The organism is Bradyrhizobium sp. UFLA05-108 (genome assembly GCF_059803455.1).
In genome coordinates this window covers 51,462-68,429 of the sequence record NZ_JBANAZ010000013.1, presented here as the reverse complement: position 1 = coordinate 68,429, position 16,968 = coordinate 51,462, and the positions used below count along the sequence as shown (strand labels likewise).

The following is a 16,968-nucleotide window of genomic DNA, read 5'->3' as shown; positions in this document are numbered from 1 at the left end:
GGAGACCGCAAAGCCTCGATTTCCGATTTTTGGAAATCGAGGCTTGACTATGTTCTTATTTTCAGAAATACTGCAGGTGGCCTCGAGGCGGGCAAGGATTTTTGATGCAGTATTTCGTCGTGATGATCGATTATGGTCGCCGCGGCCGCGAAGCGGTTGTCGATCCCGAAGTCACCCGGCGCGAGGTCGTTTCGCGCGTCGCCTCCGGTGAATACGGAAACATCTGCTTCATCCACGAAATCAGCGGGTCCGCGGTCGAGGACGTGACCGAGGACATCCTCACGCAGGCCGCGCCGCCTGAGATTGCGCCTGGCGAGGTCGACCCTCCAGGTGACCCGCTTCGATCACGCCCGGGACCTGCGCAAGCACGAACGGTCGTGATGCAGGCCGCGAGCGGCCCGCATCACCATCTGACCCGGTATCACACCAGCAGCACGGTCGATCCCGTGGTCTTGCGGGCCGCGAGATCGGCATGCGCCTTCGCCACGTCCTTTAGCGGATAGGTCTGGTGGACTTCGATCTTCACCGCACCGGACTTCACGACGTCGAACAGCTCGCCTGCCATCGCCACCAGGTTCTCGCGCTTCGCCGCGTAAGTGAAGAGCGTCGGACGGGTAACGAAGAGCGAGCCCTTCTGTGCGAGCAGACCGAGATTGAGCGGCTCGACCGCGCCGGAGGATTGGCCGAACAGTGCGACGACACCGAGCGGCGCCAGGCAGTCCAGTGACTTCAGGAAAGTATCCTTGCCGACGGAATCATAGACGACCGGAACCCTCTTGCCGCCGGTGATCTCGTCGACGCGCTTCACGAAATCCTCACGTGTATAGATGATGACGTGGTCGCAGCCATGAGCTTTCGCGAGCTTGGCCTTCTCGTCGTTGCTCACCGTGCCGATCACTGTTGCGCCGAGATGCTTCGCCCACTGGCTCAGGATCAAGCCGACCCCGCCCGCTGCCGCATGCAGCAGGATGGTGTCGCCCGCCTTCACGCGATAGGTCTGCCGGATCAGGTACTGCGTCGTGAGCCCTTTCAGCATCATCGCCGCCGCGGTCTTGTCGTCGACGCCATCGGGCAGCTTCAACAACCGGTCGGCCGGGATCAGCCGCGCCTCGGAATAGGCGCCGAGCGGCGAGGCGCCGTAGGCAACGCGATCACCCGGCTTCAAATCCGTCACACCGGGTCCGACCTCCTCGACCACGCCGGCCGCCTCGCTGCCGAGCCCGCTCGGCAGTTGCGCGGGATAGAGACCCGAGCGGTTATAGATGTCGACGAAATTGAGACCGACCGCGGTGTGACGGATGCGCGCCTCGCCCGGACCGGGTTTGCCGACCTCAACCTGCTCCCAAACCAGGACTTCCGGACCTCCGGTTCTGTGAAAACGAATGGCATGGGTCATGGGTGTTTGCTCCCTTATTGTTGGAGTGCTCGTCGGAAGAAAGCTGATCGGTCTCTGAAATAGGCATTTAGTCCGCCCGTTACAGTACAGAGACGTTACAAGAATGTCACAGCGGTGGACAAATGCCGGCCGTTCCGCCTCTGTTCGAAAGAGTTGATGACGGCGCTTACGCCGCCGGCAGTAGATTCTGCGCGGGGTTTGATGGTCGCCTGCGAAGGAGAGCCGAGATGCCAGCCTATGTACAGCATCATCAGGACATCGAGATCGCGCCTGTGATTTGCCCGTGCTGCATGGGGTTCCTGCCAATGTATGTGCGGGAGGTTGAGCCGCATTGGAGCCTTGCCAAGATCGACTTCGTCTACGAATGCGCCGATTGCGGCGGCGAACTGCGGCAGACCATTCAAAAACCTGAGCTGCTGCGTCACTGATAAAGACGCCGAGCCCTGCGCTCGGGTATTTGCGCTGAGCGGAAAAATGGCGCCAGTGCAACGTGTTCCCCGATAATCGAGGCTTGTCCTTTGTCCGGAAGGGGGGCAGAACAAGCCTCAAGTAGACTATCGGGAGCGCCCATTCGTGGCTGATCAGAAGCCCTCGACCTCGATCGAGGCAGTGGAGAGCGGCCTCGCCGCGCAAGGCTATATCGCGAGCCGGCAGATCGCGACCGCAGTCTATCTGTCGCAACAGATCGAGAAGCCGATCCTGGTCGAGGGTCCCGCCGGCGTCGGCAAGACCGAGCTTGCCAAGGCGATCGCCGCCTGGCGCGGCATGAAGATGATCCGCCTGCAATGCTACGAAGGCCTCGACGAGGCCAAGGCACTCTATGAGTGGAAATACGCCAAGCAGCTTCTCTACACCCAGATCCTGAAGGACAAGCTCGGCGAAGTCCTCGGCGGAGCGCAGACTCTGCACGCCGCGCTCGACCAGTTGCATGATTTCGGCGACGTGTTCTTCTCCAAGGAATTCGTCGAACCGCGCCCGCTGCTCCAGGCTCTCGAGCAGCCCGGCGGCTGCGTACTGCTGATCGACGAAATCGACAAGTCCGACGCCGAGTTTGAATCGCTGCTGCTGGAGATCCTGTCCGATTTCCAGGTCACCATTCCCGAGCTCGGCACCGTCTCGGCGATCACGCCACCGACGGTGATCCTCACCTCCAACAGCGAGCGCGATCTCGGCGACGCCTTGAAGCGGCGCTGCCTGCATCTGCACATCGGCTTCCCCGAGCAGCGGCTGGAGGAGCGCATCGTCGAGAGCCGCGTGCCCGGCATCTCGCAGACGCTGCGCCGGCAGATGGTCGGCTTCATCCACGAGATCCGCACGCTGGACCTGAAAAAGCTGCCCTCGGTCAGCGAGACTATCGACTGGGCGCGCGTGCTGGTGCTGTTGCAGGCCGGCGAGCTCGACACAGAGACCGTCAGGGACACGCTCAACGTGCTCCTGAAATACGAGACCGACATCGAGGCAGCGGCGCCCCACGTCACGACGTTCATTGCCAAGGCGGCGCGGTCGAACGTCTTCGGTTGATACCGATGCGGGAAAACCTCCATCGCTTCTTTCGTGCGGCACGTGGTGCCGGCGTCCACGTCTCGCCCGCCGAAAGCATCGACGCCATGCGCGCGGTCGCGCAGGTCGGCTTTTCCGACCGCAACATCTTGCGCGACGCGCTGCTGCTGACGCTGGCAAAGTCGCAGGACGAGAAGCTTGCGCTCGGCGACTGCTTTGATCTGTTTTTTAGCCAACCGGAGCCGCGCCAGGAGCAACCCGAGACCAACGACAACGATACGCCTCCGGAGGGCAGTCAGCCGCCCTCCCCCGACGCGGCCAATGACGCGGGAGGCGGTCAACCTACCGAAGGCCTGGGCTCGCTGGCGCAAATGCTCTTGTCGCAGGACCGCAACGCGATCGCCGCCGCGATCGCCGGCGCCGCCAGCGCGGCGTCGCTGTCCAACATCCGCTACTCCACCCAGCGCGGGATCTTTTCCAGCCGCATCCTCGACGCGATGGGTCTCCAGCGGCTGCGCGACGATCTCGACGAACTGACCGCGACCAATCCGTCGCTTGCCGAGCGTCTGCGCGCGGCGCTCGATGGCTTGCGCGAAGCCGTCCGCGATACGGTCTCGCAGGGGCTCGCGCTCTATGCGCGCGAGGAGGCCGAAAACCTGCGCAACGACATCCTGCGCAATGCGCCGCTGGCCCGAATCGAGCCGCGCCAGGTTGATGAGATGCGCGCGCTGATCCGCAAGATCGCGCGCCGCCTGCGCGAGCGCTACTCCAAGCCGCGCAAGCGCCAGCGGCGCGGCCATCTCGACGTCCGCCGCACGCTGCGCCGCAACGCCGCCTGGGGCAGCGTGCCGTTCCTCACGGCCTGGAAGCGCAAGCACCGCGATCGGCCGAAGATCGTGGCATTGTGCGACGTCTCAGGTTCGGTTGCCCGCGTCTCCGATTTCTTCCTGCTGCTGATCCACTCGCTGCACGAGGTGGTCGACGACGTCCGCTCCTTCGCCTTTTCCTCGCATCTGATCGAGGTCAGTGACATTCTGGAATCGAACTCGCCCGAGGCGGCAATGGCCGAGATCATGTCCAAAGTGGGTTTCGGCTCATCCGACTATGGCTCGTCGCTCGACGACTTCGAGCATGAGTTCATGAGCACGCTAACGCCGCAGACCACTGTCATCGTGCTGGGCGACGCCCGCAGCAACAATCTCGATCCGCGCGCCGACATCCTGCGGCGCATCTCGGAGCGGTCGAAGCGGCTGGTCTGGCTCAATCCGGAGGGCCGCATGGTCTGGGGCTTTGGTGATTCCGAGATGCCGCGCTACGCGACATTTTGCAGCGTGGTGCGACAATGCGCTACCGCGCAACAGCTCGAGCGCGCCGTGTCCGATATCGTGGCGAGCTATCAGTAAACCGGTGATAATCCGCTAGCTGGCGAGTGCGTGCAAATCCCCGTGAGCCAGATTGCACTCGCGAAAGTGATAAGCGATCTCGTCGAGCGCGCGCTGCTCCCACTCTTCGGCCTGTGCGAGCCAGAAAACCCGGCGTCTCGAATCCAGCGCCGCACGTTCCCGGCAAAAGGATTCCTGACTGCGAATTTCCACCAGCCTGTTCATGCACTCCACTCCTGCTGCGTGAAGCCATTCCCCAGGAATCACCGTAACAGAGTCTTGAACGGCTTGTCTCATTTTCCTGTGCACATCGCAACGCGGAATGGGACAGCTCTTATTCCCGTGCACTGCGGTAGTTCGCGATGCAGCATCAACTATCGATCATCAAGAGGTGATCGAAGATCGGGACGATACTCTCGTGCTCGCGATCTTAACTATTGTGGCGCAATAACCTGCGGCAATTTGTGAAGGGATGTTCTAAACAGCCAATCGAATTCCCGACTCAATGTCGTCGCATGGTTTTCATGCTGCGCCGCTAATCGGTGCACGAACGGTCAGGTATTTCGAGGCAACATGAACGACGATTTCGACTTCAATCTTTCTCCGGACCAGTGGGAAATGCTGAAAGCATTGCGCTGCCCGGCGCTCCATCGTTTTTCGAAGGCCCATGCGGTCGAAGACCTCGTCAAACTCGGCCTCGTCGCGATCAGCGACGGCGTGCCCGTCATGACTTCATCCGGCCGCAAGGTGCTGGTGCGCGGATCGTGCCGGCTGCTGGATCTGGCGGCGTAGCCCTGTCTTCAGAATATCTGCGCGGTCACGATCGCGTAGGCGATGAACACGACACCCAGCCCCCAGACCATTGCGGGAATCTGCCCGCGGCGCCCCATGGTCACCTCCAGCGCAATGTAGCTCAGCGTCCCCAGCGCCATGCCGTTGATGAGGTTGTTGGTCAGCACGGTCACCAGCAGGGTGAGCACAATTGGCACCGCATTGACGAGATCGGTCATGTCGATGCGCGCGAGACCCTGCATCATCAAGACGCCGACGAGCACCAACGCGGGCGCTGTGGCTTGCGGCGGGATGATGACGAAGATCGGCCAGAAGAACAACGCGAGGAAGAAGAACCCCGCAACAGTCAGCGAGGTCAGGCCGGTGCGCCCGCCGGCCTGCACGCCCGTGATGGACTCGATGTAGGCCGTGACAACGGAGGTACCGAGCAGCGGGCCGACGATGGATGCCGTCGCGTCGGTTGCAAACGCCGCAGTAGCATTCGGGATCGAACCGTCTGCCCTGCGTAGATTGGCAGCACCCGTGACGCCGATCAGCGTGCCCAGCGTCGAGAAGAATTCGGCGCACAGGAAGTAGAACAGCAGCGGCAGCGCCACGACGAAATGGCTGAAGAGATAGCCGACGTCGAGCGCCATGAAGGTGCTGGTCGGCCAGCGCGGCCACGACATGATCGCTGATGGCACCGACGTCACCATCTTGCCGTTCCCACCTGGAACGAAAAAGCCGATCAGGGTCAGCACCGCGATCGACAGGATCAGCGCCGCGGGCACCCGGCGCGCCACCAGCACCGGCGTCAGCAGGAGACCGAACAGCGTCAGCAGCACGGGCGGGCTGCGCAGCGATCCCATCGCGATGTAGGTCGAGGGGTTCTGCACAACGAAGCCAGCGCCGCGTAGTGCGATAAAGACGATGAGCGTGCCGACGGCAGCCTGGATGCCGATCTTCAGCGCTTCCGGCACATCCTTCGCAACCTTCTCGCGCAGCTTCGACAGGCTGAGGATCAAGAACAGCACGCCCGTGAAGGCGACCATGGCAAGCGCGCCCTGCCACGGCATGCCCATCTGCTTGACGATGACATAGGTGAAGATGACATTCGAGCCCATCGCCGGCGCAACGGCGAGCGGCAGGTTGGCCCAAAGGCCCATCAGCACCGAGCCGAAGATCGCGGCGAGTGCCGTGGCGCTGACGAGATCGGCGCGGTCCATTCCGGCGTTTGACATGATTGCCGGATTCACCGCGACGATATAGGCCATCGCCGCGAAGGTGGTCGCGCCGGCCATCACCTCGCGGCCGACGCTGGTGCCGCGCTCGGTGAGGCCAAAGATGCGATCGAGCGGGCCCACGGCGGCGCGCGGCGCCGGTTCTGCGGAAGCGGCTTGCGGTGGCGTCATCTCGTTCATCCCCGTCACTCCCCTACCAAACTACCGGGTGCGCTTCACCGGTCTGCACATTGATGAACCCGAGCGGCGCCTGCTCACACGGCGCTACCAGCACCCAGCTCCAGGGCGCGCAGGTCAGCGTTGCGAACATCAGTCGTTCAGGGAATCCTGGATACCAGCGCGGCCGGAAGGTCGGCTCATACATCCAGTCGACCTTGCGGCCCTCGGCGTAGAGCGCCTGCATCTCGGCATCGAGCGCCTGTGCCGAGCGGCAGCTCATCAGCCCACCGACCTCGAAGCGCACGGTCGCAACGAGCTCGCCCTCGCGCACCAGTGCCCATCCGCCCTGAAGCTCGATCAGCGCGTTCACCGCCTTGGCCATCGCTGCGTCAGACGAGCCGACCACCCAGATGTTATGCTTGTCATGCGCGACCGAGCAGGCCAGCGCCGTCTCCGGCGTCCGAGGTCCGCAGCCGCGCCAGAACATCTTTGCAACCCGTCCCTCGCCAGAGAAACGGTCGACGATGGCGAACTTGGTGATGGCCTCGCTTTCGTCGCGCTGCACGGCGCCGTCCCGCACTGGCAATTCGAGCGTGTAGAACTCGGGATGCCAGTGGAAGGGGCGGATCACGGCCGCCTTCATCGTGGTGCGGCCTGGGTCGGCCGGCAGCGCGAAATCTTCCGGCTTGATCGTGCGCTTGATATTGATCGTCCTGGTCGCCCATTTCGGCCATTCGATCCTGGGGACATCACCGAGGTAGCGCTTGCCATTGGAGACCTGCACGCCATCGGCCCACACCTCAGCGATGGTGAGCTTGGATACGTCCGAGAGCAACACGACATCGCCGAAGCGCCCCGGGGCGAGGCTGCCGACGAACGGCGTGAGGCGCATGTGCCGCGCCGGGTTGATGGTGAGACATTGGATTGCGATCTCCGGTGGGAGGCCGGCTTCGATCGCGACCCGCGCGTTGTGATCGCTGGCGCCCAGCTCGAGCGTGTGGCTGGCGCTGCGGTCATCGGTAGTGAACGCGATCTGCGACCAATCCTGCAAGCCCTTGGCAAGCAGCCATTTGACGATCTCGTCCATCGCGTAGACACGCAGCTCGACGAACAGGCCGCGCGTGAGCTTGTCCCAGGTCTCTTCCGGCGTCTGCACCTCGTGATCGGAGGCGAGCCCCGCCGCGGCAAAGGCATTGATGGAGGGCAGATCGCGCAGGCCCGAGGCATGGCCTTCGACGACGCCGCGCGCCGCGAACGTTGCCTCGATCATACCCCAGAGCCTCTTGTAGGAAGGGTTGTCAGGGTTCCACACCGCCGGCCAGTCCATGACTTCGTCAAGCCCGGTGACCATCAGGCTCTCGCCCATGAAGCGCGCTTGCTCCTCGCGCCCATACCAGCCGCCACCCCATTCGTAAGCCGTCGGTGGCACGGCCGAACCGGGCTGCGGAAAGATTTTGAGCGGCGAGCCGCGGCAGCGTGCCTCGAACCAGAATTCGAGATTCTTCGCGCCGTTGACGTTGGAGAATTCGTGGCTCGCCTCGCAGGTCCAGGTATTGCCATGCGGCAGCACCAACGCGGCCTCCCATTCCGGCGTCAGATGCGAACTTTCGATATGCTTGTGCACCTCGCCGAAGCCGGGCACGGCGGCGAGATCAGGCCGGTGCACCCGCTCGCGGACCTCGCCTGGATAGCTTCCCGCCGGCCCCACCCACGCGATGCGCCGTCCCCTAAAGACGATCTCCTGATCCTCGCTCCAGGTACGGCTATGGACGTCGAGCAATCTTCCGACCCGCAGACTGCGATCAGCCGGGCGACGGCCGAGCGCCGTCAGCACGAGGTCCTGGCGAATGCGGACCTCGTCGGGCGCGTTGATCAGGAGATCGTCGGGTATCGCATTCATGGCATGCCTCGTTCTACGCCGGCTCTTTCGCGGCCGTGGTTCGCTTTCGCGGCGATTTGCCGGCTTTGCCGTTGCGCGCCGCGGCGGCATCGCGCTGACGGACATCTTTCAAAAGAGTCGTGAGCGCCCACTCGATCGCATCGGCGACATCAGTGCTGGACATGCCGAAGTCTTCGCGCATCGCGTTCCAGGCCAGCACGTTGTTGAGATAGGACGCGAGCGCCTCTGCCTGGCGGACTTCCTTCGCAGGAAGATGCCGCACCAGCGGCGCCATTGCCTTGCGATGCTGCTCGATCAGGTGGCGCCGGAAGCCCGCGCGCACTCGGCGACCTGCCCGCGTCATCGCAATGGCCCGCGCCAGATGCGGATGACGATCGAAGCGCTTGCAGAGCTTGCGGAAAATATCGGGCAGCTCATCAGGCGAGGCGAAGGGAATGTAACTGAAGACGTTGTTCTCGATCCACTCTCCGGCAGCCGCAAAGAGCTCCGCGCGGGTCTTGAAGTGGCGATAGATGGTCCGCTCGGCAACTTTGGCGCGCTTGGCCACCGCTGCCATCGAGATGTCGTCGGCCGCCTCGTCCTCTAAAGTCTCGACAAAGGCTGCCACGATGCGCTGCCGCGTCATCTCGGCGTATTCGTCGCGAAGGTTCGATTCGCGTCGTTTGGCTGTATTCATGTCATAAGTCTGACATTTGGCGATTTGGCAGGCAAGCCGAGATTTGCGGCAAGCCGCGCCGCAGCAATGGGCGCCGTTCTACTACAGCCGCCCAGTGCTCAAGCCTTCTCACCAATCCGAGCGCACGCCTGGCGCATCAAAGTGTCTTGAAGAGGATGCAAACCGGGCTGCCGATGTGAACCACCTGGTCGGTCGCAATGAGGCGGCCGCTAGTGGTATCGCGCTTGAAAAGCTTGACCGTGTCGGTGTCCTCATTCGCCGCGAACAGCAAAGTGTCCGACGACGCCAGCGCGAAGAATCGCGGTGTCTTGCCGCCGCTCGGCGTCCAGCCGACGGACGAGAGGCGGCCGGTCACCTGATCGATTGCAAACGTCGCGATGCTGTCATCCCCGCGATTGGAGGCGTAGACGAAGCGTCCATCGGACGATACCGCGATCTCGGCCGCGCGGCTGTTGCCTGTGTAGGCATCGGGCACCGCGGAGGCGATCTGGAACGGGTTGAGCGCACCGGTTGCGGGATCGAAGCGGTAGGCCGTGACGGTCGAGTCAAGCTCGTTGACGACGTAGGCGAGCCGTCCTTGGGGGTGAAACGCGACGTGGCGCGGGCCGGCACCTTCACGCGCCTGCACGGGCTTGCCGGCCAGCACGAGCTTTGCCCTCTCGGCATCGATCCTGTAGGTGAAGACGAGGTCGAGGCCCTTGTCCGGCACCACGATGAACGCGCCTGACGGATCGAACTCGACCTGATGCGGCTTGGCGAAGGGCTGCTCGACGCGATGCGGGCCGATCTTGCCCTCCAGCTTGACGAGATCGATGACAGCACCGAGCGAACCGTCGTCCTGCCGTGGCAGCAGCGCCAGCGTGGACGTGATGTGGTTGGCCACCACCACGAAGCGGTTGGTGGGATCTATCGCGAGATGGACGGGGTTCTTTCCTTCCGTGCTCTGCCGGTTGATCACGGCAAGCCTGCCGCTCGCAGGATCGATCGCCATCGCCGTGATGTCGCTGAGATCGCCATGCACCGTGTAGAGGAAGCGTCGCGTGCGATCGAAGGCGAGAAACGACGGATTGACGAGATCGCCGAGGAGCTGGACATGGCGCCAGGCACCGGTCGCGTTGTCCATTGCATAGACGTTGAGGCCGTCGCCGCGGGCGTTGCGTTCCTTGGTGGTGCGCGCACCGACATAAACGAATGAGCGAGAGCCTTCGAGCATGTTGTCCTCCGGATGGGACTGTGTCTGAGATAACGCGGATGCACCGGGCCATGCAGCGGTCACCGCACCGGCGGCGACGAGGCTCGCGAACAAGCGCCGCGACAGCGGGGCGCCGTCAGCGCGGAGCGGAGCAGGGACAGAATTCTTGGACGTCACGTTTCCCCATATTGCTTTTTATTTTTTAAAACACAATTCTTTATGAGACGCAAGAACTGCTCTGGCGTCCCGCTTGTGCAGTCCGCGCAGGTAAGCGACATCTTCTTGAGAGAGGATCAACCGAGTCGCCCCATGCCACGCCCCAATCTCGCGACCCAGATGACCGCGCGGATCCTCGACTACATCCGCGCCAACGGCTTGCAGGCCGAACAGCATCTGCCGAGCCAGACGCTGGCGGATGCACTGCGGGTGTCGCGCGCGCCGATCAACGCAGCACTGCAAATCCTCGAAGACATGAAGGTGGTCCGGTCCGAGCCCAATCGCGGCTTCTTCCTGGTCAAAAGTGCCGCCGAGCTTCCCGACCTGCCGGATGTGGAGGACGCCGAGCCGGAACGCGAAGACGAGTGGTACTTCGCCATCGCCGAGGACCGGCTGGCGGGAAAGCTTCCGGACAAAGTCAGCGAGAACGAGCTGATGCGCCGCTATGGTCTCTCCCGCACGCGCCTCCTGAAAATCCTTACAAAGATCGCCGATGAAGGCTGGATCGAGCGCCTGCCCGGTAATGGCTGGGCGTTCGGCCTGCTCCTCACCTCGCGCGAGAGCTATCAGCAGGGCTATCAACTGCGCGTCGCGCTGGAGCCACAGGCCCTGCTGCTGCCGAGCTTCGAGATCGATCGCGCGGCGTTTGCGGCCGCACGCGAGCAGCAGCAATGGCTGCTCGACGGCGGTTACAAGCGCGCCTCGCGTTCGGAGATCTTTGCCGCCAACGCCGAGTTCCACGAGATGCTGGTCGGTTGCGCGCGCAATCCGTTCTTTCTCGATGCGGTGAAGCGCGTGAACCGGCTGCGCCGGCTGGTGGAATACCGCATCACGGTGGACCGCAGCCGCCTTCCCATCCAGTGCCGTGAGCACATCAACATCCTGACATTGCTGGAAAAAGGCCTGCGTCAGGAGGCGTCGGACTTCCTTCGTGTGCACATCGAGGGCGCCGGCCTGATCAAGGTCCCGAAGGTCTGACTTCGACCGTATTGCATTTTATATTATAAAATGCATACATGTCCCTGCGGGGAAGGTTGTGGCGTTGCCGACAAGCCCCCGACGAAACGCAGCAAGGAACGCCATCAATGTCCGCCGCCACAGCGACCATCGAGCAATCCACCATGCGCAAGGTGTCCTGGCGCATCGTGCCCTATTGCTTCGGCCTCTACGTCATCTCCTATCTCGACCGCGCCAATATCGGTTATGCGGCGCTTCAGATGAACAAGGAGCTCGCGCTGTCGAGCGAGGCCTTCGGCTTTGCCGCCGGCATCTTCTTCATCGGCTATTTCCTGTTCGAGGTGCCGAGCAACATCGCGCTCAACAAATACGGCGCGCGGATCTGGATCTCGCGCATCCTCATCAGCTGGGGCATCGTCGCGACCGCGAGCGCCTTCGTGCAGAGCGCGATGCAGCTCTACACCCTGCGCTTCCTGCTCGGCGTCGCCGAGGCCGGTTTCTTTCCTGGCATCATCATCTATCTGACCTACTGGTTCCGCGCCAAGGAGCAGGCGACCACGATCGCGCTGTTCACCGCGGCGATTCCGGTGTCCTATCTGATCGGCGCACCCCTAAGCACCTGGATCATGGACCACGTCGGAGGCTTCGGCCTCAGCGGCTGGCGCTGGATGCTGCTGCTCGAAGGCGGCCCCGCCATCGTCGCCGGCATCGTCAACTACTTCATCATGACCGATCGCCCCGAGCAGGCCAAATGGCTCACGCCGCAGGAACGCGACTGGCTCACCGAGGAGCTGCGCAAGGACCAAGCCGGCCGCCGTAATGTTCAGCACCTCGGCATCGTCGCCGCGATCACCAACCCAAAAGTACTATTCCTGTCGGTGATCTATTTCATCTACCAGGTCGGCAATCTCGGCATCGGTCTCTGGATGCCGCAGATCATCAAGGGCCTCTCGTCGTCGCTGACGAATTTCGAGATCGGCCTCGTCGCCATGCTGCCCTATGCCTTTGCGACGATCGTGATGGTGCTGTGGTCGCGCAACTCCGACCGCACCGGCGAGCGGCAAAAGCATTCGGCCATTCCGTTGTTGTGGGGCGCCGTCGCGCTGGCGCTCACCGGGCTCGTCGCACAACCCGCCGTCGCGATGACGCTGATCTCGCTGTCGCTTGCCGGCATCTACGCCTTCAAGTCGCCGTTCTGGTCGCTGCCCGGCCTGTTCCTGACGCGCTCGACCGCAGCCGTGTCGATCGCGGCGATCAACTCCATCGGCAATCTCGGCGGCTTCGCCGGACCCTATGCGATCGGCACCATCAAGGACGCCACCGGCAGTACCTATGGCGGGCTCCTGTTCCTCAGCGGATTATTGTTCGTGTCGTTCCTGATGACCTGGTTCGCCCGAATGGAGAACACGGACGAAGCGCAGACGCAGGCTGCCGAGCAACACGCCTGATCGCATAGGCAGGATCGAGAGATGACTGATTTCGGAACGCTTCGCTGCGGATCGCAGACCTATCGCATCGCCGACATCGCGGCCGTGGCAGGTGAGGACCTCCCTCGCCTGCCCGTGATCCACCGCATCCTGCTTGAAAACGTGCTGCGCACCGGCGGTACGGATCAAGATGCGTCAGTTGCCGCCATTCTCGATTGGCTCGCCGATGGACGCAGCGAGAGCGAGATCGCGTTCCAGCCCTCGCGCATTCTCATGCACGACACGACCTGCGGTCCGGCGCTGGTCGACATTGCGGGGCTGCGCGCCTCGCTGGCGGAGGCAGGTGGCGATCCAAAGCGCCTCAATCCGGTCCTCCCGATCGACGTTTCGACCGACCACTCGCTCGGCGTCGATGTGTTCGCACGGCCGGATGCGATGGCGCGGAACATGGCGCAAGAGCTCACGCGCAACGGCGAGCGCTACCGCTTCATGAAATGGGCCAGCCAGGGCCTCGACGGCGTGCGCGTGCATCCGCCTGGCACCGGAATCATGCACACGCTGAACCTGGAGCGGCTCGCCAGCGTCGTGACGACGCTGCACCGCGACGGCGCAACGTGGGCCGCGCCCGATACGCTGATCGGCACGGACAGCCACACGCCCATGATCAACGGGATCGGCGTGCTCGCCTGGGGCGTCGGTGGGTTGGAAGCCGAAAGCGTGATGTTCGGCATGCCCGTGACGATGCGTGTGCCTGATGTCGTCGGCGTCCGCCTGACCGGGCGGCTGCGCGAAGGCGTGCTCGCGACCGACCTTGCACTAACCGTCACCGAGCGCCTGCGACAGATCGACCTTGCGGACCGGTTCGTCGAGTTCTTTGGGCCAGGTGTCTCCGCGCTCTCCGCCGGCGATCGGGCTGTCGTCGCCAACATGACGCCGGAGTTCGGCGCCAATTCCGGCTACTTCCCGATCGACGCCCGGACGCTCGACTATCTCGAACAGACCGGACGGTCGCGCGAGCAGGTCACGCTGGTGGAAACCTATGCGCGGCGCCAAAAACTCTGGTTCGATCCCGAAGCCTCGCCGCGCTACACCGAGACGATCAGCATCGATCTCGACGAGATCGAGGTCAGCCTCGCCGGCCCTCGCCGCCCGCAGGACCGTATCGCAGCCGGCAAGACCGCCGCGGCGCTGTCGCTAGCACGTTCCGCTGCAACCACCGACGTGGAGCGGGCCGATCCGCCGGTCAATGGCGCGATCGCGATCGCCGCGATCACGAGTTGCACCAACACCTCGGACCCAAGGCTCCTGATCGCCGCCGGTCTGCTCGCGCGCAAGGCGCGGCGGCTCGGGCTCATGCCTCCCGCCTGGGTGAAGACCTCGCTTGCGCCGGGATCGCCGACCGCGGAGCGCTATTTGCGACGCTCAGGCCTGCTCGACGATCTCGAGGCGCTCGGCTTCGGCATCGTCGGCTATGGCTGCACGACCTGCATCGGCAACTCAGGGCCGCTGGCACCACGCATGACACGCGCGATGGAGGAGAAGCAAATGGCGCCGGTCGCCGTGCTGTCGGGCAACCGCAATTTCCCCGGCCGTGTGCATTCGCAGATCGAGCTCGGATTTCTTGCATCGCCACCGCTGGTCGTAGCTTTTGCTCTGGCCGGCGACGTCGCGCGCGACATCCTGCATGATCCCATCATGCGCGATGCGGCTGGCACCGAAGTGCGCCTTGCGGATCTCTGGCCGACTGGCCGCGAGATCGATACAGCACTGGCGTTGGCGCGAAAGTCGGGCGATTACAGCCTCGCCTATGACGCCGCGGAAGCAAGCGCCGATTGGAAGGCATTCGAGGCGCCTCGCACGGCTCTGTTTCCATGGAATGACACATCCACCTATATCCGGCGGCCGCCATTTGCCGGCTTCGGCCACGGCACACGCCTTGGACATTACGCGGCGACGCCGCTTCTGGTGCTCGGCGACGACATCACGACCGACCACATCTCGCCGGCGGGCGCGATCGCGGCGGACGGCGAGGCGGCTCGTTATCTCGTCGCGCGCGGCGCGAACCCGCATGATCTCAACGTGTTCGCAGCGCGCCGCGGAAACTGGGAAGTGATGCTGCGCGGGCTCTTCACCAACAAAAGCGTGCGCAATTTGCTCGCCCCCGATCTGCCGCCGGGTCAGACGATCCTTGCAGGCTCCGGTGAACGGTTATCGCTCCGGCTTGCCGCCGAGCACTATGAGAAGCAACAGCGCGCGGTGGTCATCGTGGCTGGCGAGCGCTACGGCATGGGCTCGTCGCGCGACTGGGCGGCGAAGGGCGTCGCGCTTCTCGGCGCGCGTGCCGTGCTGGCGCTGAGCTTCGAGCGCATCCACCGCTCCAACCTGATCGGCATGGGCATTCTGCCGCTCCGCCTGCCGGCCGATCGCCGGCCGCAAACGCTGGGCCTCAGGCCGGACGACAGACTGGAGATCGACGCACCCGTCGAAGCGCTCAAGCCGCGCGCCGCGGTGAACGTTCGCATCCTGCGGGACGGTGCCGAGATCTACCGCTTTGTTGCCATCGCGGCGGTGGAAACCAATCTGGAATGTGAGACCCTGCGTGTCGGCGGGCTGCTGCCGCTGATCCTGAGGCGGCACTCGGACGGCCCGACCGAACAGGCCGGCGAGGCATCCCTCGAAGGGGCCATCATCCCCTCGGTTTGAAGGGAGGCGCTGGAGAAAATCGAAAAAAGAGCAGATTCCCAGCCAGACCGTGACAATCTGGCACGCTTGTTGCTCCTTTTTGGCGTCCAAGACGCGTCAAACCGGGGGAGTTCACCATGTCGACCATCACTGCGGCGCCGGCCGCCGAGCCGAAGCCGCTTTACACCTCGCTGTTCGTCCAGGTCCTGGCGGCGCTGGTGCTCGGCATCATCCTGGGCGTGACCGTCCCGGACTTCGCCATCAGCCTCAAGATCCTGAGCGACGCCTTCCTGAAGTTGATCTCGATGATCGTGGCGCCGATCGTGTTCTGCGTAGTCGTGCACGGCATTGCCGGTGCCGGCGATCTCAAGAAGGTCGGCCGGGTCGGCGTCAAGGCGCTGGTCTATTTCGAGGCGATGACGACGGTAGCGCTCGTGGTCGGCCTCGTCCTCGCCTATGCCTTCGGCCCCGGCCACGGCATGAACATCGATCCCTCGACGCTGGACGCCAAGGCACTCAACACCTACGCCGACAACGCCCACAAGCTGCAGGGCGCGGGCATCGGAGCCTTTCTGCTCAACGTGATCCCAAGCACCTCATTCGATGCGCTGTCGCGCAACGACGTGCTCCAGGTGCTGTTCTTCGCCGTCCTGTTCGGCGTCGGCCTTGCGCTGGTCGGCGGCGAGAAGGGCAAGCTCGTCACCACCATGATCGATGCGGCCTCCACCGTGCTGTTCCGCGTCATGGGGCTAATCGTGCGGGTCGCACCGCTCGGTGTGCTCGGCGCCGTCGCCTACACCGTCGGTAAATACGGCGCCGGTTCGCTGAAGCAGCTCGTCTCGCTGGTGATGCTGTTTTACGTCTCGGTCGGCATCTTCGTGCTCGGCGTGCTCGGCGGCGTGATGGCGCTCGCCGGAATCAACATCCTCAAATTTCTCGCCTACCTGCGCGAGGAGCTGACCATCGTGTTGGCGACCGCCTCCTCCGATGCGGTGCTGCCGCAGATCATGAAGAAGCTCGAACGGATGGGCGTGAAGGATTCCGTGGTCGGTCTCGTGATTCCCACCGGCTATTCCTTCAACCTCGATGCGTTCTCGATCTATCTGACGCTTGCAGTAGTCTTCATTGCGCAGGCAACCAACACGCCGTTGTCCTTCGGCGATCTCCTGCTGGTGCTGGGCGTGTCCCTGATCACGTCGAAGGGCGCCCACGGCGTACCGGGCTCGGCCATCGTGATCCTGGCAGCGACGCTCAACGCGGTGCCGAGCATTCCAGCGATCGGCCTCGTGCTGGTGCTCTCGGTCGACTGGTTCATCGGCATGCCGCGCGCCGTCGGCAACCTCATCGGCAACTGCGTCGCCACCGTCGTGGTCGCCGCCTGGGAAGGTGATCTCGACCGCACCAAGGCGGCGCAGGTGCTGGAGGGCGGCGAGACGGTGGACGTGACGGCAGGTTAAGCCGCCGTCGGG

14 protein-coding genes and 1 pseudogene are annotated in these 16,968 nt (G+C 63.7%); 9 read left to right on the top strand and 6 right to left on the bottom strand.

The window, feature by feature from the left end:
* Positions 1-104: 104 nt before the first annotated feature.
* A pseudogene (locus SO140_RS12395) lies at positions 105-381 on the top strand (hypothetical protein).
* A gap of 40 nt (positions 382-421) precedes the next feature.
* Here the strand turns inward: SO140_RS12395 and SO140_RS12390 are convergent.
* Positions 422-1,396: a quinone oxidoreductase family protein gene (locus SO140_RS12390; RefSeq protein WP_498542608.1), complete on the bottom strand. Its 975-nt coding sequence runs from the start codon at positions 1,394-1,396 to the stop codon at positions 422-424.
* Positions 1,397-1,623: 227 nt separating this feature from the next.
* Between SO140_RS12390 and SO140_RS12385 the strand changes: the two genes are divergently transcribed.
* The 3 genes from SO140_RS12385 to SO140_RS12375 all read left to right on the top strand — a co-directional run bounded on the left by SO140_RS12385 (position 1,624) and on the right by SO140_RS12375 (position 4,299).
* Entirely contained in the window at positions 1,624-1,824 is a 201-nt protein-coding gene (locus SO140_RS12385) for a hypothetical protein (protein ID WP_449382062.1), read from the top strand.
* A 145-nt stretch (positions 1,825-1,969) separates the two neighbouring features.
* Positions 1,970-2,917 carry an AAA family ATPase gene (locus tag SO140_RS12380; protein ID WP_449382061.1) on the top strand — a complete coding sequence of 316 codons (948 nt, stop codon included), beginning with the start codon at positions 1,970-1,972 and terminating at the stop codon, positions 2,915-2,917.
* Between the two features lie 5 nt (positions 2,918-2,922).
* Positions 2,923-4,299, top strand: coding sequence for a vWA domain-containing protein (locus SO140_RS12375; RefSeq protein WP_449382060.1), 1,377 nt, complete (start codon positions 2,923-2,925; stop codon positions 4,297-4,299).
* A gap of 15 nt (positions 4,300-4,314) precedes the next feature.
* Here the strand turns inward: SO140_RS12375 and SO140_RS12370 are convergent, their stop codons facing one another.
* Positions 4,315-4,503 (bottom strand): hypothetical protein, encoded by a 189-nt coding sequence (locus SO140_RS12370; protein ID WP_449382059.1) that lies wholly within the window; start codon positions 4,501-4,503, stop codon positions 4,315-4,317.
* Between the two features lie 348 nt (positions 4,504-4,851).
* Between SO140_RS12370 and SO140_RS12365 the strand changes: the two genes are divergently transcribed.
* A complete protein-coding gene (locus SO140_RS12365) occupies positions 4,852-5,070 on the top strand; it encodes a hypothetical protein (protein WP_449382058.1) in 219 nt (72 codons plus the stop codon).
* Between the two features lie 8 nt (positions 5,071-5,078).
* Here SO140_RS12365 and SO140_RS12360 read toward each other — a convergent pair whose 3' ends face one another.
* From SO140_RS12360 to SO140_RS12345, 4 genes are all read right to left on the bottom strand, one after another.
* Positions 5,079-6,470 (bottom strand): NCS2 family permease, encoded by a 1,392-nt coding sequence (locus SO140_RS12360; RefSeq protein WP_449382057.1) that lies wholly within the window; start codon positions 6,468-6,470, stop codon positions 5,079-5,081.
* Between the two features lie 13 nt (positions 6,471-6,483).
* Positions 6,484-8,349, bottom strand: coding sequence for an adenine deaminase (locus SO140_RS12355; RefSeq protein ID WP_498542607.1), 1,866 nt, complete (start codon positions 8,347-8,349; stop codon positions 6,484-6,486).
* A gap of 13 nt (positions 8,350-8,362) precedes the next feature.
* Positions 8,363-9,025, bottom strand: a complete 663-nt coding sequence (locus SO140_RS12350) for a TetR/AcrR family transcriptional regulator (protein ID WP_498540948.1) — start codon at positions 9,023-9,025, stop codon at positions 8,363-8,365.
* Between the two features lie 136 nt (positions 9,026-9,161).
* Complete coding sequence (locus tag SO140_RS12345) at positions 9,162-10,238, bottom strand: lactonase family protein (protein WP_449382054.1); 1,077 nt, start codon at positions 10,236-10,238, stop codon at positions 9,162-9,164.
* A gap of 288 nt (positions 10,239-10,526) precedes the next feature.
* Between SO140_RS12345 and SO140_RS12340 the strand changes: the two genes are divergently transcribed.
* The 4 genes from SO140_RS12340 to SO140_RS12325 all read left to right on the top strand — a co-directional run bounded on the left by SO140_RS12340 (position 10,527) and on the right by SO140_RS12325 (position 16,956).
* On the top strand, positions 10,527-11,411 hold the full coding sequence (locus SO140_RS12340) for a GntR family transcriptional regulator (RefSeq protein ID WP_449382053.1): 885 nt from the start codon (positions 10,527-10,529) through the stop codon (positions 11,409-11,411).
* 107 nt (positions 11,412-11,518) lie between these two features.
* Complete coding sequence (locus tag SO140_RS12335) at positions 11,519-12,838, top strand: MFS transporter (RefSeq protein ID WP_449382052.1); 1,320 nt, start codon at positions 11,519-11,521, stop codon at positions 12,836-12,838.
* Between the two features lie 21 nt (positions 12,839-12,859).
* The gene (acnA, locus tag SO140_RS12330) at positions 12,860-15,520 is read left to right on the top strand and encodes an aconitate hydratase AcnA (protein ID WP_449382051.1); all 2,661 of its coding nucleotides are present in this window, start codon (positions 12,860-12,862) and stop codon (positions 15,518-15,520) included.
* Positions 15,521-15,636: 116 nt separating this feature from the next.
* A complete protein-coding gene (locus SO140_RS12325; RefSeq protein ID WP_449382050.1) occupies positions 15,637-16,956 on the top strand; it encodes a dicarboxylate/amino acid:cation symporter in 1,320 nt (439 codons plus the stop codon).
* Positions 16,957-16,968: the final 12 nt, after the last annotated feature.